22 protein-coding genes are annotated in these 22,991 nt (G+C 64.9%); 10 read left to right on the forward strand and 12 right to left on the reverse strand.

Features of this window, described 5'->3' with window-relative positions; translation table 11 throughout:
• Positions 1-4 precede the first annotated feature (4 nt).
• A complete protein-coding gene (locus tag ACNJX9_RS01775; RefSeq protein ID WP_439407631.1) occupies positions 5-766 on the reverse strand; it encodes a GyrI-like domain-containing protein in 762 nt (253 codons plus the stop codon).
• Positions 767-1,029: 263 nt separating this feature from the next.
• Here ACNJX9_RS01775 and dapF point away from each other — a divergent pair, with 263 nt between their 5' ends.
• Together dapF and mtaB are read left to right on the forward strand one after the other, a co-directional pair.
• On the forward strand, positions 1,030-1,905 hold the full coding sequence (dapF, locus tag ACNJX9_RS01780) for a diaminopimelate epimerase (protein ID WP_271599590.1): 876 nt from the start codon (positions 1,030-1,032) through the stop codon (positions 1,903-1,905).
• A complete protein-coding gene (mtaB, locus tag ACNJX9_RS01785; RefSeq protein ID WP_439407632.1) occupies positions 1,905-3,179 on the forward strand; it encodes a tRNA (N(6)-L-threonylcarbamoyladenosine(37)-C(2))-methylthiotransferase MtaB in 1,275 nt (424 codons plus the stop codon). Before dapF ends, mtaB begins: the two co-directional genes overlap by 1 nt.
• 68 nt (positions 3,180-3,247) lie before the next feature.
• Here mtaB and ACNJX9_RS01790 read toward each other — a convergent pair whose 3' ends face one another.
• Complete coding sequence (locus ACNJX9_RS01790; protein ID WP_057740706.1) at positions 3,248-4,357, reverse strand: DUF2336 domain-containing protein; 1,110 nt, start codon at positions 4,355-4,357, stop codon at positions 3,248-3,250.
• A 103-nt stretch (positions 4,358-4,460) separates the two neighbouring features.
• The gene (locus ACNJX9_RS01795; protein ID WP_057740708.1) at positions 4,461-5,162 is read right to left on the reverse strand and encodes an RluA family pseudouridine synthase; all 702 of its coding nucleotides are present in this window, start codon (positions 5,160-5,162) and stop codon (positions 4,461-4,463) included.
• A 60-nt stretch (positions 5,163-5,222) separates the two neighbouring features.
• On the opposite strand from ACNJX9_RS01795, the gene ftsY reads away from it, so the two are divergent.
• Complete coding sequence (gene ftsY / locus ACNJX9_RS01800; RefSeq protein ID WP_057740711.1) at positions 5,223-6,167, forward strand: signal recognition particle-docking protein FtsY; 945 nt, start codon at positions 5,223-5,225, stop codon at positions 6,165-6,167.
• Between the two features lie 3 nt (positions 6,168-6,170).
• On the forward strand, positions 6,171-6,773 hold the full coding sequence (locus tag ACNJX9_RS01805; RefSeq protein WP_057740713.1) for a septation protein A: 603 nt from the start codon (positions 6,171-6,173) through the stop codon (positions 6,771-6,773).
• A gap of 107 nt (positions 6,774-6,880) precedes the next feature.
• On the opposite strand, the gene ACNJX9_RS01810 is transcribed toward ACNJX9_RS01805, so the two are convergent.
• The 5 genes from ACNJX9_RS01810 to ccmA form a co-directional block, all read right to left on the reverse strand.
• Positions 6,881-7,474: a DsbE family thiol:disulfide interchange protein gene (locus tag ACNJX9_RS01810; RefSeq protein WP_439407633.1), complete on the reverse strand. Its 594-nt coding sequence runs from the start codon at positions 7,472-7,474 to the stop codon at positions 6,881-6,883.
• On the reverse strand, positions 7,471-7,656 hold the full coding sequence (gene ccmD, locus ACNJX9_RS01815) for a heme exporter protein CcmD (protein ID WP_439407634.1): 186 nt from the start codon (positions 7,654-7,656) through the stop codon (positions 7,471-7,473). Before ccmD ends, ACNJX9_RS01810 begins: the two co-directional genes overlap by 4 nt.
• Positions 7,653-8,438: a heme ABC transporter permease gene (locus ACNJX9_RS01820; protein ID WP_271599597.1), complete on the reverse strand. Its 786-nt coding sequence runs from the start codon at positions 8,436-8,438 to the stop codon at positions 7,653-7,655. The genes ccmD and ACNJX9_RS01820 overlap by 4 nt, the downstream gene beginning before the upstream one ends.
• Positions 8,439-8,529: 91 nt before the next feature.
• Positions 8,530-9,198 (reverse strand): heme exporter protein CcmB, encoded by a 669-nt coding sequence (gene ccmB, locus ACNJX9_RS01825; protein WP_271619455.1) that lies wholly within the window; start codon positions 9,196-9,198, stop codon positions 8,530-8,532.
• 136 nt (positions 9,199-9,334) lie between these two features.
• Positions 9,335-9,937, reverse strand: a complete 603-nt coding sequence (gene ccmA / locus ACNJX9_RS01830; RefSeq protein WP_439410234.1) for a heme ABC exporter ATP-binding protein CcmA — start codon at positions 9,935-9,937, stop codon at positions 9,335-9,337.
• Positions 9,938-10,177: 240 nt separating this feature from the next.
• Here ccmA and acnA point away from each other — a divergent pair, with 240 nt between their 5' ends.
• The 3 genes from acnA to ACNJX9_RS01845 all read left to right on the forward strand — a co-directional run bounded on the left by acnA (position 10,178) and on the right by ACNJX9_RS01845 (position 14,837).
• Positions 10,178-12,898, forward strand: coding sequence for an aconitate hydratase AcnA (acnA, locus tag ACNJX9_RS01835; RefSeq protein ID WP_057740719.1), 2,721 nt, complete (start codon positions 10,178-10,180; stop codon positions 12,896-12,898).
• 230 nt (positions 12,899-13,128) lie between these two features.
• Positions 13,129-13,908: a DUF1223 domain-containing protein gene (locus ACNJX9_RS01840; protein ID WP_057740721.1), complete on the forward strand. Its 780-nt coding sequence runs from the start codon at positions 13,129-13,131 to the stop codon at positions 13,906-13,908.
• Positions 13,909-14,465: 557 nt separating this feature from the next.
• Positions 14,466-14,837 (forward strand): DUF2794 domain-containing protein, encoded by a 372-nt coding sequence (locus ACNJX9_RS01845; protein WP_057740723.1) that lies wholly within the window; start codon positions 14,466-14,468, stop codon positions 14,835-14,837.
• 107 nt (positions 14,838-14,944) lie between these two features.
• On the opposite strand, the gene ACNJX9_RS01850 is transcribed toward ACNJX9_RS01845, so the two are convergent.
• The 4 genes from ACNJX9_RS01850 to ACNJX9_RS01865 all read right to left on the reverse strand — a co-directional run bounded on the left by ACNJX9_RS01850 (position 14,945) and on the right by ACNJX9_RS01865 (position 20,052).
• On the reverse strand, positions 14,945-15,475 hold the full coding sequence (locus ACNJX9_RS01850; RefSeq protein ID WP_439407635.1) for a GNAT family N-acetyltransferase: 531 nt from the start codon (positions 15,473-15,475) through the stop codon (positions 14,945-14,947).
• 212 nt (positions 15,476-15,687) lie between these two features.
• Positions 15,688-16,479 (reverse strand): Bax inhibitor-1/YccA family protein, encoded by a 792-nt coding sequence (locus tag ACNJX9_RS01855; protein ID WP_439407636.1) that lies wholly within the window; start codon positions 16,477-16,479, stop codon positions 15,688-15,690.
• Positions 16,480-16,762: 283 nt separating this feature from the next.
• Positions 16,763-19,333 carry an ABC transporter permease gene (locus ACNJX9_RS01860; protein WP_439407637.1) on the reverse strand — a complete coding sequence of 857 codons (2,571 nt, stop codon included), beginning with the start codon at positions 19,331-19,333 and terminating at the stop codon, positions 16,763-16,765.
• On the reverse strand, positions 19,330-20,052 hold the full coding sequence (locus ACNJX9_RS01865; protein ID WP_439407638.1) for an ABC transporter ATP-binding protein: 723 nt from the start codon (positions 20,050-20,052) through the stop codon (positions 19,330-19,332). Before ACNJX9_RS01865 ends, ACNJX9_RS01860 begins: the two co-directional genes overlap by 4 nt.
• A 55-nt stretch (positions 20,053-20,107) precedes the next feature.
• On the opposite strand from ACNJX9_RS01865, the gene ACNJX9_RS01870 reads away from it, so the two are divergent.
• The 3 genes from ACNJX9_RS01870 to zapE all read left to right on the forward strand — a co-directional run bounded on the left by ACNJX9_RS01870 (position 20,108) and on the right by zapE (position 22,882).
• Positions 20,108-20,743: an arylesterase gene (locus ACNJX9_RS01870; protein WP_439410235.1), complete on the forward strand. Its 636-nt coding sequence runs from the start codon at positions 20,108-20,110 to the stop codon at positions 20,741-20,743.
• Between the two features lie 175 nt (positions 20,744-20,918).
• Positions 20,919-21,455 carry an RNA 2',3'-cyclic phosphodiesterase gene (gene thpR / locus ACNJX9_RS01875; RefSeq protein ID WP_220004977.1) on the forward strand — a complete coding sequence of 179 codons (537 nt, stop codon included), beginning with the start codon at positions 20,919-20,921 and terminating at the stop codon, positions 21,453-21,455.
• Between the two features lie 239 nt (positions 21,456-21,694).
• Positions 21,695-22,882: a cell division protein ZapE gene (zapE, locus tag ACNJX9_RS01880; protein ID WP_439407639.1), complete on the forward strand. Its 1,188-nt coding sequence runs from the start codon at positions 21,695-21,697 to the stop codon at positions 22,880-22,882.
• The last annotated feature ends 109 nt before the right edge of the window (positions 22,883-22,991 follow it).

The raw sequence follows: 22,991 nt of genomic DNA on the forward strand, positions 1-22,991 counted from the left end.
TGTCTCACTTCAGCGGCACGAACACATTGATCACGAGCTTGTCCTCGGCCGTCTTGAGCGGATCGGTGAGGTATTCCTCGATGAACGTGTCCTTGGCTTCCAGCTTCTTGTCGTCAAGGTGATTGGTGATCGCCTCATAGGTGTTGTCCATGTTGTCGTAGGAGCCGCGATGGACGAATTTCAGCGCCTTGCCTTCAGGCGATTTGCCGATGCTCATGTCCTTGGGCAGGTTCTTCGGATCCTGGTCGACGGGGATTTCGGCGAAGAAGGTGAAGCCGGTGTCGTCGGTCGAGGTGTAGACGATCATCGCGTTGCCGGCGTGCTTGATGCCCTGCTTGTCGAGCAGCGCGTTCAGCGCCTTGAAGGTGTCGACCAGGGTGTCGAACGCCGAATCCCAATTGGCCGTGCCCTTGATCATCACGACCTTCTTCGGCTCGAGCGTGGTCTCCTGGCCAAAGGGATCGGCGGTCTGCACCGGGGCCGGCGTGGCGGCCGCAGCGGGCGGCGGTGCCGCCGGGCTCGGTGAGGCGCTAGCTGCAGGAGAGGGCGATGCCGCCGGCGCGGGTGAGGCGCTGGCTGCCGGCGACGGCGCTGCCACGGGCGAGGCGCTGGCGTCCGGTGAGGGCGAGGCCGCCGGCGCCGGCGAGGAGCTTGCTGAAGCCGCGGGCGCCGGGCTCGGTGTCTGAGCCCGGGCGATCGACAGGCTCAGCGACAAGGCCGCTGCCGGGATCAGCGCGGCCAGAGCGAGACGACGAAACCTAATCATTCTATTCTCCCCAAGGCCTTAACAAAGAAGGCCTTAACCAAGAAGGCCTTTTACCAAGAAGGCCTCAACGACGAAGGCCCTTACGAAGGCCAAATCCGGTCGCGCATCCCCCTCCGCGCGCGCTTTCGCCGTTCTAACACGCGAGCGCCAAATTCGTCCCATGACGTCTGCGTCATGGCAGGCGCCCCGGCCCCCGCGGGCGCAAATCACTGGCCAAGGGGCCTGGGATCACCATATAAGACGGGCGAAATTCGGGAATTTTCATGAGCGCGCTCGCCAACCACGCATTTGCCAAGATGAACGGCATCGGCAACGAGATCGTCGTTGTCGACATGCGCGATTCCGCGGGCCGCATCACGCCTGAAGACGCCCGCGCGGTCGCTTCCGCGCAAGGCGGCGTGCCCTATGACCAGCTCATGGTACTGCAGAAGCCGCGGCTCGACGGCACCGAAGCCTTCATCAGCATCTACAATAATGACGGCTCCGAAGCCGGCGCCTGCGGCAACGGCATGCGCTGCGTGGTTCGCCGCATCTTCGAGAAGAGCGGGCAGACCACGGCGACCTTCCAGACCGCGGCCGGCCTGCTCAATGCCTGGCAGGGCCCGGCGCCGGATCTCTACACCGTCGACATGGGTGCGCCGAAGTTCGGCTGGCAGGACATTCCGCTGGCGGAGGAGTTTCGCGACACCCGCTACATCGAGTTGCAGATCGGGCCGATCGACAAGCCGATCCTGCATTCGCCCTCCGTGGTCAGCATGGGCAATCCGCACGCGATCTTCTGGGTCGACGACGTCAACGCCTATGATCTCGAGCGCTTCGGTCCGCTCCTGGAAAATCATCCGATCTTTCCGGAGCGTGCCAACATCACGCTCGCCCATATCGTCGATCGCGAGCACATCACCATGCGCACCTGGGAGCGCGGCGCCGGCCTGACGAGGGCCTGCGGCTCGGCGGCCTGCGCGACCGCGGTCGCAGCAGCGCGGTTGAAGCGCACCGAGCGCAAGGTCGAGATGACGCTGCCCGGCGGCAAGCTCGGCATCGAATGGCGCGAGCGCGACGATCACGTGCTGATGACGGGCACAGCGACCTTCGAATATGAAGGCCATTTCGATCCGGCGCTGTTTGCGCCGGTGGGCTGATGGCCGTCGACATCGTCACCTTCGGCTGCCGCCTCAACGCCTTCGAGGCCGAGGTGATCCGCAGCAAAGCGGAAGGCGCGGGCCTGTCCGACACCATCGTCATCAACAGCTGCGCCGTCACCAATGAGGCGGTGGCACAGGCGCGGCAGTCGATCCGCAAGATGAAGCGTGAACGGCCGGGTGCGCGCATCGTCGTCACCGGTTGCGCGGCGCAGACGCAAGCCGCGATGTTCGCCGACATGGCCGAGGTCGATCGCGTCGTCGGCAATGACGACAAGATGCGAAGCGAAGCCTGGCGAGCGGCGCGCGACGCTTTCGGTGTCGGCACCGGCGAGAAAATCGCCGTCAGCGACATCATGTCGGTGAAGCAGATGGCGCCGCATCTCGTCGATGGCTATGCGAGCGGCCTGCCACGGGTGTTCGTGCAGGTGCAGAATGGTTGCGACCATCGCTGCACCTTCTGCATCATCCCCTACGGCCGCGGCAATTCACGCTCGGTGCCGATGGGCGCCGTGGTCGACCAGGTGCGCACCCTGGTCGAGCGCGGTCATGCCGAGATCGTGCTCACCGGCGTCGATCTCACCAGCTATGGCGCTGACCTGCCGGGCGCGCCGAAGCTCGGCCTGCTGACGAAGCAGATCCTGCGGCACGTGCCGGAGCTGAAGCGGTTGCGCATCTCCTCGATCGATTCGATCGAGGCGGATGCTGATCTGCTCGATGCCATCGCCGACGATGCCAGGCTGATGCCGCATCTGCATCTGTCGCTGCAGTCGGGCGACGACATGATCCTGAAGCGGATGAAGCGGCGGCATTCGCGGCATGATGCGATCGTGTTCTGCAATCAGGTACGGCGCCTACGCCCGGATATCGCCTTCGGCGCCGACATCATCGCGGGGTTCCCGACCGAAACCGAAGACATGTTTTCGCGCTCGCTCGATCTCGTCGAGGAATGCGGGCTGACGTTCCTGCATGTCTTCCCGTATTCGCCGCGTCCCGGCACACCGGCTGCGCGGATGCCGCAAGTGGCAAGGCCGGTGATCAAGGAGCGGGCGAGGCAGTTGCGTGCAGCCGGAGAGGCGGTTTTGCGCCGGCGGCTGCAAGCCGAGATCGGTGCGACGCGCGATGTGCTGGTCGAGAGCGAGAGCCTGGGGCGGACTGAGCACTATCTGCCGGTGGCTATCGCGGGCGAGCGCATCGGCAGTGTCGTGCCGCGGACGATCAACGGCAGTGATGACGAGCGGCTGACCACATACTCAGTTGTCGTCCCGGCCTAGTGCGCAATTGCGCACTAGGCCGGGACGACACCTGGGGCGTGGACGCGGGGTGCATTAACTCGCAAGCCCTACGACGCCCGCACCTGCCAGAAGCGTAGCGTGCGCCTGGCATTCTCCGCCGTCATCCGCGCGAAATTGCCCTTCGCCCTCGCAACATCCGCCGGCTTCATCGCACCGGTGGCAAAGCGGCTTTCGAGCACGGCAACCGTCGTCTCCCAGCTCAGCAGCGCCGCCTTGCACGGCACCAGCAGGCCGTCTTCGCGCAGGCTCTGCATCAGCGGACGGATCACCTCGACTGTCGATCCGGACAGTGCCGCCAGCGCGGCCACGGTTTCCTCGTAACGACGCTGTCGCGCGAAGTTCAGCAGTGTCGCCTCGTTGAGCTGGCCGGTCGCCTTGAGATTTCCGATCGCCCGCTTGGCGCCTTCGAAGTCGCGGACAGCAGACATCTCGCGCTCGATACCGACAGTGACGGCAGCGATCGCGTTCTGGATTTCCTCGAACAGATGCGTCGGCGCGCGCGACAGCAGCCGCGTACGCACTGCGTCTGTCGCCGAACGCAGCAACTGGCGGCGCAGATCCGAGGGCAGGTCGACGCGGACGCCGACGCTGACGGCAAGCTCGGGATCGGATTCGGCCTGGCCGACGATGATGGCAAAGCCGTTGCCGGAGACGCGCGCGCCCGGATTGGCGGCGAGACGTTTGCTGACGCTCGGATAGCGGCGCGCCAGCAGCGCGTCGGTGACGATCTCCTTCAGCCACCAGCGGCCGGCGACCGCAAGCAGATGCGGCTCGCTCTTGCTGGCGGCGATCTTCGTCAGCTCGCCATCGTCGAGCCGGGCGGATTCCTGCAGCACGGGGCCGGCGATGCGGATCTCGTCATTGTTGGCGAGGCGGCGGATCACCGAGGGCGGTGCCTGTGCGATGGGCGCGAGCTGGGCGCTGATCTCGGCCAGCGCCACGCGCGCTGCGACGTCGGCAATGGCGCGCAGCTCGATGGTGCCGATCAGGCGCTCGAGCACGTCGTCGAACAGCGCGATCTGCTCGTCGTTGAAGCTTCCGGCGGAGGAGAGAAACAGGTCGGTGACGCGCCGGGCGGTCTCCATGCCCTTTTCCGCCGAGCCGGTCCGGATCGCGGATTCGACCTCGTCGATGATCGATAGCTGGGCCGTGGACATGACGTTGCTCGTCCTGAGCGGAATGACGGAAGCTTTTTCTAAGCGACCGTTATCATTAGAGGCCAGCCCTGAACGTTTCGTAAACCATGCTCGGGAGAGGCTCCTACTCCCCGTTCCAGCCGCAGGCGCGGAGTTTTTCGTGCATGTGGGGCGGGGCGGGTGCGACCACGCGGATCGGCTCCTTGTTCCGGGAGATCGGCACCACGATCTCGCGGGAATGCAGATGCAGCTTCGGCTCGCCGAAGCGCGGGCCGTTGCCGTAAATGTTATCGCCGAAGATCGGCCAGCCGGTCGCGGACGAATGCACCCGCAATTGGTGGGTCCGGCCGGTCACCGGTTCCATGGCCAGCCAGGTGAAGCCGTCGCCGCGGCCCATCACCTTCCAGTTGGTGATCGCCTTCTGTCCCTCGGGGTCGGGCTTCTGCCACCAGCCACGCTCGGCATTGAGCCGGCCGAGCGGCATGTCGATGGTGCCTTCGTCCTCGGCAGGGCCGCCCTCGACCACGGTCCAGTAGGTCTTGCCGATCTTGCCGTGCTTGAACAGGAGGCCGAGCGAGGCGGTCGCCTTGCGATGGCGGCCGAGCACCAGGCAGCCGGAGGTGTCCTTGTCCAGCCGGTGGGCCAGCACCGGCGGCCGCGGCAGACCGAACCGGAGCGCGTCGAAGGAGTCTTCCAGATTGGGGCCGCCCTTGGGGCCGCGATGCACCGGCAGGCCGGCCGGCTTGTCGATGACCAGCATCAAGCCGTCGCGGTGGAGCACGCGGGCTAAAATCTCCTCAGCGGTCAATTCGGGAACATCGAGCAATTGCAAGTCTTTCGGTCAAGGCTTTCGTTTGGGAGCCGGAACGGCTAACACACCGCCACCATGAACGATACCACTGACACCCCCAAGCTGAGCTGGTGGCGCCGCCTGTCCAACGGGCTGAAGCGCACCTCGTCCTCGCTCGGGACCGCGGTCGCCGACCTCGTCACCAAGCGCAAGCTTGACCGCGCCATGCTCGACGACATCGAGGACGTGCTGCTGCGCGCCGATCTCGGCACGTCAGTCGCGGTGCGGATCGCGGATGCCGTCGGCACCGGGCGCTATGACAAGGCGATCTCGGCCGACGAGGTCAAGGACGTGGTCGCGACCGAGGTCGAGAAGGTGCTGGCGCCGGTGGCGAAGCCGCTCGAGATCGACACGGCCAAGAAGCCGTTCGTGATCCTCGTGGTCGGCGTCAACGGCTCCGGCAAGACCACGACCATCGGAAAGCTCTCGCAAAAATTCGCCTCCGAAGGCCGCAAGGTGATGCTTGCCGCCGGCGACACCTTTCGCGCCGCCGCGATCGAGCAGCTCAAGGTCTGGGGCGAGCGCACCAAGACGCCTGTGATCGCGGGCGCGCAGGGCTCGGATTCGGCGAGCCTCGCCTTCAATGCGCTGACCGCGGCGAAACAGCAGAACATCGACGTGCTGCTGATCGACACCGCCGGCCGGCTACAAAACAAGGCCGAGCTGATGAACGAGCTCGAGAAGGTCGTGCGCGTCATCCGCAAGGTGGACGCGACAGCGCCGCATGCGGTGCTGCTCGTGCTGGACGCCACCGTCGGCCAGAACGCGCTGTCGCAGGTCGAGGCCTTCCATCGCACGGCGGGCGTCACCGGTCTCGTCATGACCAAGCTCGACGGCACCGCGCGCGGCGGCATCCTGGTGGCGCTTGCCGAGAAGTTCAAGCTGCCGGTGCACTTCATCGGTGTCGGCGAAGGCGTCGACGATCTCGCGCCGTTCACCGCGCGCGATTTCGCCCGCGCCATCGCCGGAATCGAAAGCTAGAGCATGGACAAGACCCAGCCGCATCCGCTGTTCAAGCTGGCGACCGAGCTCGGTCCGCTGCTCGTGTTCTTCTTCGTCAATGCGAAGTTCAATCTGTTTGCCGCAACCGGTGCCTTCATGGTCGCGATCGTGGCGGCGATGGCTGCCTCCTATGTGGTGACGCGGCACATTCCGATCATGGCGATCGTGACCGGCGTGATCGTGCTGGTGTTCGGCACGCTGACCCTGGTGCTGCACGACGAGACCTTCATCAAGCTCAAGCCGACCATCATCTATGGCCTGTTCGCCACGATCCTCGGCGGCGGCCTGTTGTTCGGCCGCTCCTTCATCGCGGTGATGTTCGATCAGATGTTCAATCTGACCCCGCAGGGCTGGCGCATCCTCACGCTGCGCTGGGCGCTGTTCTTCGCCGGCATGGCCGTCTTGAACGAGATCGTCTGGCGTACCCAGAGCACGGACTTCTGGGTGAACTTCAAGGTGTTCGGTGTCACGCCCATCACGATGATCTTCGCCATCGCCCAGATGCCGCTGACCAAGCGCTATGGGATCGAGCCGGTGTCGCTGGAGACCAGCGAGGCCGAAGCGGGGGATATCAGGAAGGGGTGACAGTCTCTCCACTCGTCATTGCGGGGAGCCCTTGCGACGAAGCAATCCAGAGTCTTTCCGCAGAAGCAGTCTGGATCGCTTCGCTGCGCTCGCAATGACGGGTTTTGCTAGGACCCCGCCTTCAACACCTTCTCCATCTGCGGCAACAGCACCGTCCTGAAATTCTCCGGCGTGATCGGGCCGACCAGCTTGTAGACGATGGTGCCTTCAGGGCCGACGACAAAAGTCTCCGGCACGCCATAGACGCCCCACTCGATCGAGGCGCGGCCATTGGCGTCGATGCCGACGCGGCCGAACGGATTGCCGTAGCGGCCGAGGAAACGGCGGGCGTTCTCGGGCGTATCCTTGTAGTTGATGCCGACGAGCTGGAAGCGCTTGTCCTTGGCAAGTTCGCTCAGGAGCGGCGCTTCATCATGACAGGGCACACACCAGGACGCCCACACATTGACGAGGCTGACCTTGCCCTTGAATGCGGAGGGATCGAAGCCCGGCACCTGCACATTGTCGGCCTGCAATCCCTCCAGCGGCGGCAGCGTGGTCTGCGGTGCGGGGTGGCCGATCAGCGCGGAGGGAATTCGCGAGGGATCACCGCTGCCGAGCCGGAACCAGAACAGCACCGCAAGTCCGACGAAGGCGAGCAGCGGCAGCACCATCAGGAAGGTGCGGCGCTGCGGAGGTGCGGACGTGGTTTGATCGCTCATGGTGCATCCACTGCGCTGCGGGCCGAGCGGCGCGTGGCCCCGCTGCGCTCGAGCTGGCGCAGCCGCTCGGTCTGATTGCGATAGTCGATGATGACCCAGCCGATCAGGAGCGCGACCACGAGGGCCGCTGCCGCGTAGGATGTCACAATGAAGGGCGCGTAAGGTCCGAGCGACATCGTCATGCGGCGCCTTTTGACGCGTTTTCTTCACGCGAACCGGTACCCACTCCGCTCGAAAACGCTACGCGGCTCGCCTGCATCATCTGCAGGGAGCGCACGCGCCGGCGCAAAATCTCATTGCGCATCGCGGCCAGGTGCAGCGTGACGAACAGCAACGTGAATGCGACGGCCATCACCAGGAGCGGAATCAGGAACGCCTTGTCGAGCGTCGAGCCGCCCATGCGCATCACCGAAGCCGGCTGGTGCAGCGTATTCCACCAGTCGACCGAGAATTTGATGATCGGAAGATTGAGCGCGCCGACCAGCGTCAGCACGGCGGCAGCGCGCGCCGCGCGCGAGGGATCTTCCACCGCGCGCCACAGCGCCATCAGCCCGAGATACATCAGGAACAGGATCAGCACCGAGGTCAGTCGCGCATCCCACTCCCAATAGGTGCCCCACATCGGCCGGCCCCACAGCGAGCCGGTGAGCAGCGCGAGGAAGGTGAAGCTGGCGCCGATCGGCGCTGCGGCTTTCGCCGCGACATCGGCAAGCGGATGCCGCCACACCAGCGTGCCGAGCGAAGCGACGCTCATCACGCCCCAGACGAACATCGACAGCCACGCATTGGGCACGTGGATGAACATGATCTTCACGGTCGCACCCTGCTGATAATCGTCGGGCGCGTATGCGGATTGATAGAGGCCGATCGCGAGCAGGACGATGGTCGCAGCCGCGAGCCACGGCAGCACCCGCGCCGAGAGCGCGAGGAACCTGGTGGGGTTGGCGAGGTCGATCAGCGACATTGTATCCTGATAAAGCACCCGGGACTGCTCACGCAATCAGCATGAAAGCGCGCGGTGAAAGTTGATCGGGGTCAAGGCAACCGAGCTCGTTTCAATCCAGGCCATGTTTCAGGCTCGCCGCCGCCGCGAACGGGCCGATCACGAGGCTGACCAGCGACAGCGCGCAGAGGATCGAGAACGGCGCGCCGAACGACAGCGGTCCCGTGATCGCGGCCTGCGAGGCGGCAACGCCGAAGATCAGCACGGGAATCGACAGCGGCAGCACCAGCACGGCCATCAGCAGCCCGCCCCGATGCAGCGTCACCGCCAGCGCCGCGCCGATCATGCCGGTGAAGGTCAGGGCGGGGGTGCCCGCCAGCAGCGTCAGCGCCACCGCAGCCGTGGCGACCATGTCCAGGTTGAGCAAGAGGCCGAGCACGGGGGTTGCGACGATCAGCGGCAGGCCGGCGGCCAGCCAATGCGCCAGCGCCTTGGCGGCGCAGGCCAGTTCCAGCGGCGTCCGGCTCATCGTGATCAGGTCGAGCGAGCCGTCCTCATGGTCGGCCATGAACAGCCGGTCGAGCGTCAGCAGGCTGGCCAGCAGCGCCCCGAGCCACAGGATCGCCGGCCCCAGCCGCGACAGCAGCGCCAGGTCCGGCCCCACCGCGAACGGCATCAGGACGACGACGGTCAGGAAGAACAGCACGCCAATCAACGCCCCGCCGCCAACGCGGAGCGCGATCTTGATGTCCCGGCGGATCAGGGCGGCGAGGGCGGTCATGCGGGGCCCCCGGCGGTTGCGAGACGGCCATGAGAGCCCGGCTCGCGCCCCAGGCACGCTGCGCTCCCTCCCCCAAGGGGGGAGGGAACGGAGAGAGCCGAACTCGGCCGCTTGGAAAGCTGAGGGTTGGACCTTTTCACACCATCCCCCCGATCCGCAGCTCCCGCGCGTCAATCCCCAGCGGCCCATGGGTCGCCGCGATGATCATCCCGCCGCGCGCCAGATGCTCCCGCATCAGCCCGCTGAACATGTCCTGCCCGGCCGCATCCAGCGCATTGGTCGGCTCGTCCAGCAGCCAGATCGGCCGCCGCACCGTCAGCAGCCGGGCCAGCGACAGCCGGCGGCGCTGGCCGGCCGACAGGAAGGCGGCGGGCAGATCGGCCGCGTGGTCGAGGCCGACAGTGGCGAGGCTTTCAGCCGCGTCGCCGCGCTCACCGCCGAGAAATTCAGCCCAAAATGACAGATTTTCAGTCACGCTCAGCGCCGGCTTCAGGGCATCGCGATGGCCGAGATAGTGGCACTGCTCGGGCAATGTCATGTCGCCGTGGCCACCGCCCAGTACGATCTTGCCGCCAGCCGGAATGAGCAGGCCCGCGATCAGCCGCAGCAGCGAGGTCTTGCCCGATCCGTTACGGCCGACCACGGCCATGGCCTCGCCGGCAACTGCCTCGAAATCGAGCCCGGAAAACACCTCGCGGCCGCCGCGCACGCAAGTCACGCCGCGTCCGGCCAGCTGCATCTTGACTGGGACCAACCCGTTCACAGCCGGGCCTCAGGAAATCTTGGGGTAGCGCATCAGAATTTTTGGCTCGCGGCTTGCTCGGTCCTGTTGTGGCTGTGGCGGCGCGGTTAGAAAACTTCTATAAGCCCGGAACTACTTGATGCAGCAACTTAACCTGCCCCTGCAAGCGACCCAGCCTGCTACGCTGACGGTGTTAAAATACCCTGCCGGGTATGTCTAACAATTGGGATTTCCTACATGACCTCGCTCGACAGCTTCAAATGCAAAAAGACCCTCAAGGTCGGCGCCAAGACCTATGTCTATTACAGCCTGCCCACGGCCGAGAAGAATGGTCTGAAAGGAATTTCGAAACTTCCCTATTCGATGAAGGTCCTGCTCGAGAACCTGCTCCGCAACGAAGACGGCCGCTCGGTCAAGAAGGAAGACATCGTCGCCGTCTCGAAATGGCTGCGCAAGAAGTCGCTGGAGCACGAGATCGCGTTCCGCCCGGCCCGCGTGCTGATGCAGGATTTTACCGGCGTTCCGGCCGTGGTCGACCTCGCCGCCATGCGCAATGCGATGCAGAAGCTCGGCGGCGAGCCTGAGAAGATCAACCCGCTGGTCCCCGTCGATCTCGTCATCGACCACTCCGTGATCGTGAACTTCTTCGGCGACAACAAGGCTTTCGCCAAGAACGTCACGGAAGAATACAAGCAGAACCAGGAGCGCTACGAGTTCCTGAAGTGGGGCCAGAAGGCGTTCTCGAACTTCTCGGTCGTGCCGCCCGGCACCGGCATCTGCCACCAGGTCAATCTCGAATATCTCTCCCAGACGGTCTGGACCAAGAAGGAGAAGATGACGGTCGGCAAGAAGACCGGCACTTTCGAGGTTGCCTACCCTGACTCGCTGGTCGGCACCGACTCGCACACCACCATGGTCAATGGTCTGGCCGTGCTCGGCTGGGGCGTCGGCGGCATCGAGGCGGAAGCCTGCATGCTCGGTCAGCCGCTGTCGATGCTGCTGCCCAACGTCGTCGGCTTCAAGCTGAAGGGCGCGCTGAAGGAAGGCGTCACCGCGACCGACCTCGTGCTGACCGTGACGCAGATGCTGCGCAAGCTCGGCGTGGTCGGCAAGTTCGTCGAATTCTTCGGTCCCGGCCTCGACAACCTCTCCGTTGCCGACAAGGCGACCATCGCCAACATGGCGCCTGAATATGGCGCGACCTGCGGCTTCTTCCCCGTCGACGCCGCCGCAATCGACTACCTCAAGACCTCGGGCCGTGCCGCGCCGCGCGTTGCGCTGGTGCAGGCCTATGCCAAGGCGCAAGGCCTGTTCCGCACCGCCAAGTCGGCCGATCCCGTGTTCACGGAGACGCTGACGCTCGATCTCGCCGACGTCGTGCCGTCGATGGCGGGTCCGAAGCGTCCCGAAGGCCGCATCGCGCTGCCGTCGGTCGCCGAGGGTTTTTCGCTCGCGCTCGGCACCGAGTACAAGAAGGCCGAGGAGCCCACGAAGCGCTTCCCCGTCGAGGGCAAGGACTTCGAGATTGGCCATGGCGACGTCGTCATCGCGGCCATCACCTCCTGCACCAACACCTCGAACCCGAGCGTGCTGATCGGCGCCGGCCTGTTGGCGCGCAACGCGGCTGCAAAGGGCCTCAAGGCCAAGCCGTGGGTGAAGACCTCGCTCGCTCCGGGCAGCCAGGTGGTTGCGGGCTATCTCGCCGATTCCGGCCTGCAAAAGGATCTCGACAAGGTCGGCTTCAACCTGGTCGGCTTCGGCTGCACCACCTGCATCGGCAATTCCGGTCCGCTGCCTGAGGAGATCTCGAAGTCGATCAACGACAACGGCATCGTTGCCGCCGCGGTGCTCTCGGGTAACCGCAACTTCGAAGGCCGCGTCTCGCCCGACGTGCAGGCGAACTATCTGGCCTCGCCGCCGCTGGTGGTCGCGCATGCGCTCGCCGGCAGCGTCACCAAGAACCTCGCCGTCGAGCCGATCGGCGAAGGCAAGGACGGCAAGCCGGTGTACCTGAAGGACATCTGGCCGACGACGAAGGAGATCAACGCCTTCATGAAGAAGTTCGTGACCTCGACGATCTTCAAGAAGAAGTATGCCGACGTGTTCAAGGGCGACGCCAACTGGCGCAAGATCAAGACGGTCGAGAGCGAGACCTATCGCTGGAACATGTCGTCGACCTATGTGCAGAACCCGCCTTATTTCGAAGGCATGAAGAAGGAGCCGGAGCCTGTTACCGATATCGTCGAGGCGCGCATCCTCGCCATGTTCGGCGACAAGATCACCACCGACCACATCTCGCCGGCCGGTTCGATCAAGCTCACCTCGCCTGCGGGCAAATATCTCAGCGAGCACCAGGTGCGCCCGGCCGACTTCAACCAATACGGCACGCGTCGCGGCAATCATGAAGTGATGATGCGCGGCACCTTCGCCAACATCCGCATCAAGAACTTCATGCTGAAGGGCGCGGATGGAAACATCCCCGAAGGCGGTCTGACCAAGCACTGGCCCGACGGCGAGCAGATGTCGATCTACGACGCCGCGATGAAGTACCAGCAGGAGCAGGTGCCGCTCGTCGTGTTCGCCGGCGCCGAGTACGGCAACGGCTCCTCGCGCGACTGGGCTGCGAAGGGCACGCGCCTGCTCGGCGTTCGCGCCGTGATCTGCCAGAGCTTCGAGCGCATCCATCGCTCCAACCTGGTCGGCATGGGCGTGCTGCCGCTGACCTTCGAGGAAGGCACCTCGTGGTCGTCGCTTGGCCTGAAGGGCGACGAGAAGGTCACGCTGCGTGGCCTGGTCGGCGAACTCAAGCCGCGCCAGAAGCTGACCGCGGAAATCGTCTCGGGCGACGGTTCGCTGCAGCGCGTTTCGCTGCTCTGCCGCATCGATACGCTGGATGAGCTCGATTACTACCGGAACGGCGGCATTCTGCACTATGTGCTGCGTAAACTCGCGGCTTAAGCGCGAATTTGTGAACGGTGGCTCACCGCGACGTGAGTAGAAGGTTAAACCAAGGCGGCCTATCAAAAGGCCGCCTTCGTACGTTTTGCGGTATGTTTCGGATGGGTTCGTCCCGCAAAATCCTGCCTCGGACGTTTGCTTGGATAGTTGAATGGACCGCGCCCGTAAGATTACGGTGACCATCAGGCGATAAGATCTTCCCCCAACGAGTGACCTGTGTGACTTTCAACATGACTGGCATGATGGTTTCCAATTTCGTTTCGCGATGGTCCGGAGCATTCTGGTCAGGAGCACTCGGCATCTGCGCCATCGTCGCCGTCATCCGCCCCGCCCAGGCGGATCCCCGCGCCGTGGTCGAGCTCTTCACCTCGCAGGGCTGCTCCTCGTGCCCGCCTGCCGACAAGGTCATCGGCGATCTCGCCAAGGACCCCTCGATCATCGCGTTGAGCATGCCGATCGATTATTGGGATTATCTAGGCTGGAAGGATACGCTGGCGGATTCACGTTTCTCGGCGCGGCAGCGCGCCTATTCGCGTATGCGTGGTGACCGCGAGGTCTACACGCCGCAGGTCGTGGTCAACGGCGCCGCGCATGTCATCGGCAGCGACCGCGCCGGCATCGAAAGCGCGATCGGCAAGACCGACGCTGGCACCGGCGTCATGAGCGTGCCGGTGACCATGTCGCTCGCGGGCAAGCAGATCAATGTGTCGGTTGCTGCGAGCAACGAGCCGACGGTCTCGCATGGCGAGGTCTGGATCTGCTCGATCGTGAAATCGGTGCCAATCGAGATCAGTCGCGGCGAGAACCGCGGGCAGCAGATCACCTACCACAACGTCGTGCGCAATGTACTGAAGGTCGGCGACTGGCACGGACATCCGGAAAGCTGGACCGTGCCGATCGAAAATCTGACGTCGCGCGATGGCGTCGATGGTGCGGTGGTCTACGTCCAGGACGGCAGCCGCGAGAGGCCTGGCCCGATGTTGGGGGCGGCGTACACGTCGCTGCATTGAAGCGCGCGTAGAATTCTCTCAGGACAATCTGTCTTTCGTCATTCCGGGGCGCGCGTAGCGCGAATCCATTTCACCGCGCGTGCTGTCGCCCAATGGATTCCGGGTTCGCGCCAAGTGGCGCGCCCCGGAATGACAATGGTGTGAAACACCCCGCCACAAACAAAAAAGGACCAACTTGCGTTGGCCCTCCTTGTCGCGCGTACAGACCCGATCCTGTTCGACCCCGGGGGGCTGGGGGCTGAGGAATCCGGAACCGAAAGGACCGGGTCAACGCACACCAGTCTTTTCGCAATGCAGGGCGGCGGGCGGTGGGCGGAAAAGCGGCGATCCTGTGATTCCTGCTAACGATGCCGTGACGGTTTGCCGCTGAGAAGTTCCACCGCCCCGTGTGTCATGATGAGCTGGCCGTTGGCGAGGTTGGCCCGGTCCTTCGGCGGCCGTTCAAGAGCCCCTTGCGGGCGGGAACAGTTGGCGCGATCATGGAGATGTCATGATCCGCGGTTCCGGGGACGGTCTTCGCGGAGGCGGTCATGCTTGATGCGATGAGGAGGCGCCCCATGAGCTTGACGTCGGAGGATGCCGATCCGAGCGAGCAGCGCGCAGTGGCGCGCCCCGCCGCTGCGAATGCCCAACCCGGCCGGGTGACATTCAACCGGCTCGAGCTGCACCGAATTCTCAATCTGTATGGCCGCATGGTCGCCGACGGCGAGTGGCGCGATTATGCCATCGATTTCCTGAAAGACCGCGCGGTGTTCTCGGTCTTTCGCCGCGCCTCCGAAGTGCCGATCTACCGGATCGAGAAAGATCCGCGGCTCGCGCGCAAGCAGGGCATGTACAGCGTGATCTCGGCGACCGGCCTGATCCTGCGCCGCGGCCACGAGCTCGAGCGCGTGCTGCTGGTGATCGATCGGAAGCTGGCGGTGGTGTAGCGGCGCTCCCGTAGCCCGGATGGAGCGCAGCGCAATCCGGGGCCGCTGTATCCGTGGATGGAGCTGTCCCGGATTTCGCTTCGCTCCATCCGGGCTACGAGACCGACCTACTTCCCCGGCACCGACCTCGCGCCTTCACCGAGATCCCGCTGCATCATCACCGTATCCAGCCAGCGGCCGAATTTCAGGCCGACATTGGGATGCGTGCCGATCATCTTGAAGCCGCCTCTGGTGTGCACGCCGATCGAGCCGGCATTGGCGGAATCGCCGATCACGGCGATCATCTGGCGGAAGCCGCGCGCCTCGCATTCGCTGATCAGCCGCTGCAGCAGCATCGAGCCGATGCCGCGGCGGTGGAAGGCGGGATCGAGATAGATCGAGTTCTCGACCGTGAAGCGATAGGCCGGACGCGGCCGGTAGGCGCCGGCATAGGCGTAGCCGGCGACGCTGCCGTCGATCACAGCGACGAAATAGGGATAGCCGCCGTCGACCAGGACGCGATAGCGGCGCGTCATTTCGGCGAGGTCAGGCGGATCCAGCTCGAACGTCGCGGTGCCCTCGCGGACGGCCTGCTGGTAGATGGCGGTGATGGCGGGAAGGTCGGCCTCGATGGTGGGCCTGATTTCGGGTGCGGACATGGGGCGAAGATTAGAGCGTCCTCGCGACGGCTGGAAGGGGCAATGCTGTTTCCACATCGTCATTGCGAGCGCAGCGAAGCAATCCAGAAATGCATCCGCGGAGGAACTCTGGATTGCTTCGCTGCGCTCGCAATGACGGGGAGGCCGTCGGCCCCAAACAAAAACCCCGGCCTTTCGGCCGGGGTTCGTGTCCGTTCGCTCTGGTCTAGCGCTTAGTCGCGCTGGCCGAGCAGCTGCAGCAGCAGCGTGAACAGGTTGATGAAGTTCAAGTACAGCGACAGCGCGCCGGTGATGGCCGCACGTTCGGCGATGTCGCCGCCGGCCGACGCGTAGCCGTAGATATACTCGTTCTTCAGCCGCTGGGTGTCCCAGGCGGTGAGGCCGGCGAACACCAGCACGCCGATGACCGAGACGATGAACTGCAGCGCTGAGCTAGCCAGGAACAGGTTCACCAGGCTCGCGATGATGATGCCGATCAGGCCCATGAACAGGAACGAGCCCATGCCGCTCATGTCACGCTTGGTGGTGTAGCCGTAGAGGCTCAGCGCGCCGAAGGTCGCCGCGGTGATGAAGAACACCCGCACGATCGAGTCATGCGTGTAGACCAGGAAGATGGTCGACAGCGAGACTCCCATCAGCGCCGAGAACACCCAGAACAGGATCTGGGCGGTCGAGGGGGCCAGACGGTTGATGCCCGCGGAGATCACGAACACCATGGCGAGCGGCGCCAGCATGAACAGATATTTCAGCGGGCTCACGAACATCGCGTAGCCGAACGGCGTCAGGAACAGCTTGCCGACGCGAACCGCTTCCGGGGTCGGAACATCGGTCACGGCGGCCATGTAGACACCGAGCGCGGCAAGGCCGGTGATGGCGAGGCCAATGCTCATGTAATTGTAGATGCGCAGCATGTAGGCGCGCAGTCCGGCGTCGACCGTCGCGGCGTCAACACGCCCGGCGGCCCTGCCGAAAGGAGAAGCGTAATTGCGGTCTAGGTCCGACATGGTCGAATTCCCGTTGGTTGGCCCGGCCCGGCACAGGGGTTGCCATGCCGCCGGTTCGTCAAATTCTATCTCGGATACCGATGCCTGCCGACATTAATTTTGGCTAACAATCGGGGCTCCGAACCCATCCGATATGTGGGAAACTAACACATTCACCGCAACGGTCCACGCGCGGCCGAATGTCGCCCTTGCGGCGCAATCCTGACGTGAGCCTGACAAGCAGACGTGGTTAACCGCGGGAATGGCGCGATTCCGCTCCCGCGCGGCCGGCCGCGACCTTTTATCACAAATTCCGCAACACCGTGGCGGGCTTTTTGTTCAACGCCAGCAGCGTCCCGGCGAGGCCGAGCCCGACGGTGACGACCAGGGCGGCGGCAACCACGGCGGCCGCGCTTGCACCCTGCCAGACGAAGGTCAGCGTCATCAGCCGCGTCACGATCATCCAGGCAGCTAAGCTGCCGGCGATCACGCCGAACATTGCGGTGGCAAGGCCGATCAGCAGATATTCGAGCGCATAGGCGCCGAGCAGCCGCAGCCGCGTCGCGCCCAGGGTCTTCAGGATCACCGCATCATAGACGCGGTGGCGATGGCCGGCGGCGAGCGCGCCGCCCAGCACCAGGATCGCCGAGATCAGCGTCACGGCGCTGGCGCCGCGGATCGCGAGCGCCAGATTGGTCACGACCGCGCCGACCGTCTCCATGACCTCGCGTACGCGCACGCTCGTCACCATTGGGTAAGCATCCGCAACCTGCTTGATGATCTTGCCGTCGCCGGTTGCATCGCCCGAGGCTTCGGTCAGCGTCGCGATGTGGGTGTGCGGGGCGCCCTTGAAGGCGTTCGGCGAGAACACCAGCACGAAATTGATACCCAATCCCTGCCAGTCGATGTTGCGCAGATTGCTGATCTTCGCCGGGATGTCGCGGCCGAGCACGTTGACCACGATCTCGTCGCCGAGCTTGAGGCCGAGGCCATCGGCGATCTTCTTCTCCATCGAGACCAGCGGCGGGCCGGAATAATCGGCGCCCCACCATTCGCCCTCGACCACCTTGGAACCCTTCGGCAGCTCGCCGGTATAGGTCAGGCCGCGGTCGCTTTGCAGCACCCATTCGGAATCGGTCGTGGGCTTGAGGTCCTCGGCGCGGACCCCGCGGGCGGCGACGATGCGCCCGCGCAGCATCGGCACGTCCTCGACCTTCGCGCCAGGAGCGATCCGGCGCAGATAGTCGTCGAAGGGAACGGCCTGCGTACTTGGAATATCGATGAAGTAGAATGACGGCGCGCGGTCGGGCAGCGCGGCCAGGAACTGCCGGCGCAGATTGCCGTCGATCTGGGTGATGGTGACGAGCACGGCGAGACCCAGCCCGAGCGACAGCACGACCGATGGCGTCAGCGCGCCCGGCCGGTGAATGTTGGCGATCGCCAGCCGCAGCATGGTGAAGCGCGTGCGCGGCAGTTTTCGCGCGATCGCCATCAGCAGGCCGGCGACGCCGCGCAAGACAGCGAAGACGACGACGGAGGAGATCACGAACACCGCGGCGATGCGCTTGTCGAAGGACAGGCCGATCACCACGGCAACCAGCAGCGCGATGACGACCCCCATGAACACGAGATAGCCCAGCCGTGGCCGGTGCCATTCGGCGGCGACGGTATCGCGGAACAGCGCCGCGACCGGCACGTCATGCACGCGCCCGAGCGGCCACAGGCCGAAGGCGAGCGCGGTGAGCAGGCCGTAGACGAAGGACAGCGCGAGCTCGCCCTCATGCACGGCCGGCACCACCGGCAGCGGCAGCAGCTTGCCGAACAGGCCGACGATGGCGAACGGCATCGCTGCTCCCAGCGCCAGCCCGATCACCGAGCCGATCGCGGCGAGCAAAACGACCTGCGCGAGGTAAATGCCGAACACGTCGCGGCCCGTGGCGCCGACGGCCTTGAACGCCGCGATCACCTCGAGCCGGCGATCGATATGGCTCTTCACCGCATTGGCGACGCCGACGCCGCCGACCAGCAGTGCGGCGAGGCCGACCAGGGTCAGGAATTGCGTGAAGCGGCTGATGTTGCGTTCGAGCTGCGGCGAGGCGTTGGAGCGGCTGCGCACCTCCCAGCCGGCCTCTGGCGCGGCGTTGCGCGCATCCGCGATGAAGCCGTCGGTGGCGCGGTCGCTGTTGGCGACATCCGGCAGCTTCACGCGGTAGACCCAGCGCACCAGGCTGCCGGGCTGGATCAGTCCGGTGGCACGCAAGGCGGCCTCGCTGATCAGGAAGCGCGGACCAAAGCCAATGCCGCCGGCAAGCTTGTCGGGCTCGGCCTCGACGGCGCTGCGGATCTGGAAGGTTGCGGATCCGATGGTGACGCGGTCGCCAATTTTGACAGAGAGCCGCGCCAGCAGCGCCGGGTCGGCGGCGGCGCCGAATGCGCCGTCCTTCTCCGCGAGCAGATCCGCCAGCGGCAGCTGCGGCGCCAGCGTCAGCTGCCCGAGCATCGGATAGGTGTCATCGACCGCCTTCATCTCGACCAGCGCCAGCTTGCCGTCGCCCGAGCGCGCCATGCCGCGCAAGGTCGAAGCCACGGAGACGGTGCCGCGCGAGCGCAGGAAGGCGACTTCCTCGGGCTTGGCCTCGCGCTGAAACAGCACGAACGAGACGTCGCCGCCGAGCAGCGTGCGCCCCTCGCGCGCGAGGCCGTCGCTCAGGCTCGCCGACACCGAGCCGACACCTGATATCGCCATCACGCCGAGCGCGATGCAGGCGATGAAGACGTAGAAGCCGCGCAGGCCACCGCGCAATTCGCGCAAGGCATAGCGCAGCGACAGCGCAACGCCGTTCGGCTTCGCAAACGGTTGGGCGGCGACGCTCATGCGTTCGTCGTCTGCGTGTCGATGCGGCCCGAGCGCAGGCGGATCACGCGATCGCAGCGATGCGCCAGCGAGGAATCGTGCGTGACCAGCACCAAGGTCATGCCGCGCTCGGCATGCTTGGTGAAGAGCAGGTCGATGATCTGCTTGCCGGTCGCCTCGTCGAGATTGCCGGTCGGCTCGTCCGCGACGAGGATGGCGGGATCGGGCGCCAGCGCGCGCGCGAGCGCGACGCGCTGCTGTTCGCCGCCGGAGAGCTGCGTCGGATAATGATGCAGGCGGTCGCCGAGGCCGACCGATTGCAGCTCGTTTGCCGCGCGCTTGCTGGCATCAGGATTGCCGGCGAGCTCGAGTGGCACCGCGACATTCTCCAGCGCCGTCATGGTCGGGATCAGATGGAAGGACTGGAAGACGATGCCGACCTGGCGGCCGCGGAAGCGGGCCAGCGCGTCCTCGTCGAGGGCATTGAAAGGCGTGCCACCCACCACCACCTCTCCGCTATCAGGACGCTCCAGCCCCGCCATCACCATCAGCAGCGTGGATTTGCCCGAGCCTGACGGGCCGATCAGGCCGATCGTCTCCCCCGAGCCGACGCGCAAGCTGATATCCTTGAGGATGTGAACGCGTGCGGCCCCCGACCCCAATGAGAGATTGACGTTGGAGATGGCGATGGTGTCCGGCGCGGTGCCGGCGAGTGACGAGGAAGCGATGCTGATGTCCATGGTCCGGTCATATGGCAAGTCCGATAGCGCGGTCGAGAGGCGTTACGGATTGTTCATGCACATAGCCGTGTTGATGCTCGCTTTGATGACGCTCCCGGGTCCCGCCTGGGCGGACGCGGCAAAGCCGATCAAGCTCGTCGTCCTCGGCGATTCCTTGAGCGCTGGTCTTGGCCTTTCGGCCCTGGATGCGTTTCCGGCCAAACTGAAAAAAGCCTTGCAGACCAAGGGTATAGAGATCGACATGACCAATGCCGGCGTGTCGGGCGACACCGCGTCCGGCGGCCGCGACCGGCTCGACTGGTCGGTGCCTGAGGGAACCGAGGGCGTGATCGTCGAACTCGGCGCCAACGACGCCATGCGCGGCATCGACCCTGACTTGACGCGGGCGGCGCTCGCCGACATCGTTCAGCGTCTCAAGGCGCGCAAGATCGCCGTGATGTTGTGTGGGATGCTGGCGCCGCCGAATTTCGGCGCGGACTATGGCGCGCGCTTCAATTCGATTTATCCGGAACTGGCGAAACGGTTCGACGTGCCGCTCTATCCGTTCTTCCTCGACGGCGTCGCGGCCGACGCGAAACTCAACCAGGCCGACGGCATTCATCCGACCGCTGCAGGCGTCGACATCATCGTCGACAAGATGCTGCCCACCGTGGAGGCATTCGTGCGCACGATCGGCGAGCAACGCCGTTGAAAAGCAGGCAATGCTAACCCTAACACCCAGGGTTTTTCGGGTGTAGCCTTGGCAGCACTTCGCAGAGTCACACAACTGCGATAGGAATCAGGGTACCGGTGATTCGTCGCCGGCTCTAATTTGGATAGGGTCCTTGGCTCTGAGGACTGTACCCAAGCATCGGGAGTGCGAAACGATGCCGCGTTTGTTCACTGGTCTGGAAATTCCGGCCGAGATTGGCCAGTCGCTTTCCAATCTTAGAGGTGGCCTTCCCGGCGCCCGGTGGATCGATCCCGAAAATTATCACGTCACTCTGCGCTTCATCGGCGATATCGACGGCGCCTCCGCCAACGAGATCGCATCGATGTTGTTTCGCATCGATCGCAAGCCCTTCGAAGTGAAGGTGCAGGGCTTGCAGAGCTTCGGTGGCCGCAAGCCGCGCGCCGTGGTCGCCACCATCGCACCGAGCAAGCCGCTGATGGATCTGCAAGCCGAGCTGGAACGGATGATGCAGCGGATCGGCCTCGATCCGGAAGGGCGCAAATTCATCCCTCATGTCACGCTGGCCCGGCTGCACGACGCCACCGACCGCGACGTCGCCGACTATCTCTCGATCCGCGGCTACTTCCCGAGCAAGGCCTTCATGGCCGAACGCTTCGTGCTGTTCTCCTCGCGCGCATCGACCGGCGGCGGCCCATATGTGGTCGAGGACGCCTACGAGCTATGTGCGTGAGGTCTATCTTCACCTCTCCCCGCTTGCGGGGAGAGGTCGGATCGCTCTTGCGATCCGGGTGAGGGGGTACAGGTCTCTCTACCATCTCACGTGTGGAGAGAGGCCCCTCACCCCAGCCCTCTCAGCGCGAGCGAAGCTCGTCGCGGCCCCGCAAGAGCGGGGCGAGGGAGAAGAATCCGCATAGCCCGTCCACCATTTCACGGCTTGCAATTTCCGCCGGTCTCTGGCGGTAAAGGGCGATGCTCTCCACCCCAAATTCCTCCTTCAGCGAAGCCTATCAGGCCCAGATCGCCTCCGGCGCGATCGAGGCCGATGCCGCGCAGGCCGAAGTCGCCGAAGCCTATACGGCGCTGGATCTGCGGCTCGCGAACTACAGCCCCAGGCGCAAGCCGGGCCTGCTCGCCCGCCTGTTCAACGGCGGCGACAAGGACGAGGCGCCGCGCGGGCTCTACGTCCACGGCGAGGTCGGTCGCGGCAAGACCATGCTGATGGACCTGTTCTTCCAGCACTCGAATGTCGAGCACAAGCGCCGCGCGCATTTCCACGAATTCATGGCCGACGTGCACGAGCGCATCTACGACTACCGCCAGAGCATCGCGCGCGGACAGATCCCCGATGGCGACGTCATCGCGCTGACGGCGCATGCGATCTTCGAGGAGAGCTGGCTGCTCTGTTTCGACGAATTCCACGTCACCGACATCGCGGACGCGATGATCCTCGGCCGCCTGTTCGCAAAGCTGTTCGAGCTCGGCACCGTCGTGGTCGCAACCTCCAACGTCGCGCCCGACGATCTCTACAAGGGCGGCCTCAACCGCGCGCTGTTCCTGCCCTTCATCAAGCAGATCACCGACCACATGGACGTGACACGGCTCGACGCGCGCACCGACTTCCGGCTGGAAAAGCTCCAGGGCGTGCCGATGTGGCTGACGCCGGCGGATGGCGATGCCGACACGGCGCTCAACCGCGCCTGGGCGAAGATGACGGGCAATGCCAAATGCAAGTCGCGCGATATCCAGATCAAGGGCCGCACCCTGCACGTGCCGTGCTCGGCTCACGGCGTCGCGCGCTTTGCCTTCGCCGATCTCTGCGAGAAGCCGCTGGGCGCATCCGACTACCTCAGGCTGGCGCACGACTATCACACCATCCTGGTCGACCATATTCCAGTGATGGACTTCTCCCAGCGCAACGCCGCCAAGCGCTTCATCACGCTGATCGACACGCTCTATGACAATGCCGTGAAGCTGATGGCCTCGGCCGGCGCCAATCCGATCTCGCTCTACATCGCCGATGAGGGCACCGAGGCGATGGAGTTCAAGCGGACCGCCTCGCGCCTGATCGAGATGAGCTCGGAATCCTATCTGGCGCTGCCTCATGGCCGCAAGGACTCCACCGCCAGCGGCTCCACCAAGGGCCTGGTCGAGACTTAGTCCTATCTTTCCGTCATTCCGGGGCGCGCGTCAGCGCGAACCCGGAATCTCGCGCGACGATCTCGAGATTCCGGGTTCGCCCGCGCAATGGCGCGGACGCCCCCGAATG

Source organism: Bradyrhizobium sp. BLXBL-03 (assembly GCF_051853015.1).
Lineage (GTDB): Bacteria > Pseudomonadota > Alphaproteobacteria > Rhizobiales > Xanthobacteraceae > Bradyrhizobium > Bradyrhizobium manausense.

Coding starts and splice junctions, on each gene's coding strand:
- ACNJX9_RS01775 (WP_439407631.1), bottom strand. CDS start 766: ATGATTAGGTTTCGTCGTCTCGCTCTGGCCGCGCTGATCCCGGCAGCG.
- dapF (WP_271599590.1), top strand. CDS start 1,030: ATGAGCGCGCTCGCCAACCACGCATTTGCCAAGATGAACGGCATCGGC.
- mtaB (WP_439407632.1), top strand. CDS start 1,905: ATGGCCGTCGACATCGTCACCTTCGGCTGCCGCCTCAACGCCTTCGAG.
- ACNJX9_RS01790 (WP_057740706.1), bottom strand. CDS start 4,357: ATGTCCACGGCCCAGCTATCGATCATCGACGAGGTCGAATCCGCGATC.
- ftsY (WP_057740711.1), top strand. CDS start 5,223: ATGAACGATACCACTGACACCCCCAAGCTGAGCTGGTGGCGCCGCCTG.
- ACNJX9_RS01805 (WP_057740713.1), top strand. CDS start 6,171: ATGGACAAGACCCAGCCGCATCCGCTGTTCAAGCTGGCGACCGAGCTC.
- ACNJX9_RS01810 (WP_439407633.1), bottom strand. CDS start 7,474: ATGAGCGATCAAACCACGTCCGCACCTCCGCAGCGCCGCACCTTCCTG.
- ccmD (WP_439407634.1), bottom strand. CDS start 7,656: ATGACGATGTCGCTCGGACCTTACGCGCCCTTCATTGTGACATCCTAC.
- ACNJX9_RS01820 (WP_271599597.1), bottom strand. CDS start 8,438: ATGTCGCTGATCGACCTCGCCAACCCCACCAGGTTCCTCGCGCTCTCG.
- ccmB (WP_271619455.1), bottom strand. CDS start 9,198: ATGACCGCCCTCGCCGCCCTGATCCGCCGGGACATCAAGATCGCGCTC.
- ccmA (WP_439410234.1), bottom strand. CDS start 9,937: ATGCAGCTGGCCGGACGCGGCGTGACTTGCGTGCGCGGCGGCCGCGAG.
- acnA (WP_057740719.1), top strand. CDS start 10,178: ATGACCTCGCTCGACAGCTTCAAATGCAAAAAGACCCTCAAGGTCGGC.
- ACNJX9_RS01840 (WP_057740721.1), top strand. CDS start 13,129: ATGACTGGCATGATGGTTTCCAATTTCGTTTCGCGATGGTCCGGAGCA.
- ACNJX9_RS01845 (WP_057740723.1), top strand. CDS start 14,466: ATGAGCTTGACGTCGGAGGATGCCGATCCGAGCGAGCAGCGCGCAGTG.
- ACNJX9_RS01850 (WP_439407635.1), bottom strand. CDS start 15,475: ATGTCCGCACCCGAAATCAGGCCCACCATCGAGGCCGACCTTCCCGCC.
- ACNJX9_RS01855 (WP_439407636.1), bottom strand. CDS start 16,479: ATGTCGGACCTAGACCGCAATTACGCTTCTCCTTTCGGCAGGGCCGCC.
- ACNJX9_RS01860 (WP_439407637.1), bottom strand. CDS start 19,333: ATGAGCGTCGCCGCCCAACCGTTTGCGAAGCCGAACGGCGTTGCGCTG.
- ACNJX9_RS01865 (WP_439407638.1), bottom strand. CDS start 20,052: ATGGACATCAGCATCGCTTCCTCGTCACTCGCCGGCACCGCGCCGGAC.
- ACNJX9_RS01870 (WP_439410235.1), top strand. CDS start 20,108: ATGCACATAGCCGTGTTGATGCTCGCTTTGATGACGCTCCCGGGTCCC.
- thpR (WP_220004977.1), top strand. CDS start 20,919: ATGCCGCGTTTGTTCACTGGTCTGGAAATTCCGGCCGAGATTGGCCAG.
- zapE (WP_439407639.1), top strand. CDS start 21,695: ATGCTCTCCACCCCAAATTCCTCCTTCAGCGAAGCCTATCAGGCCCAG.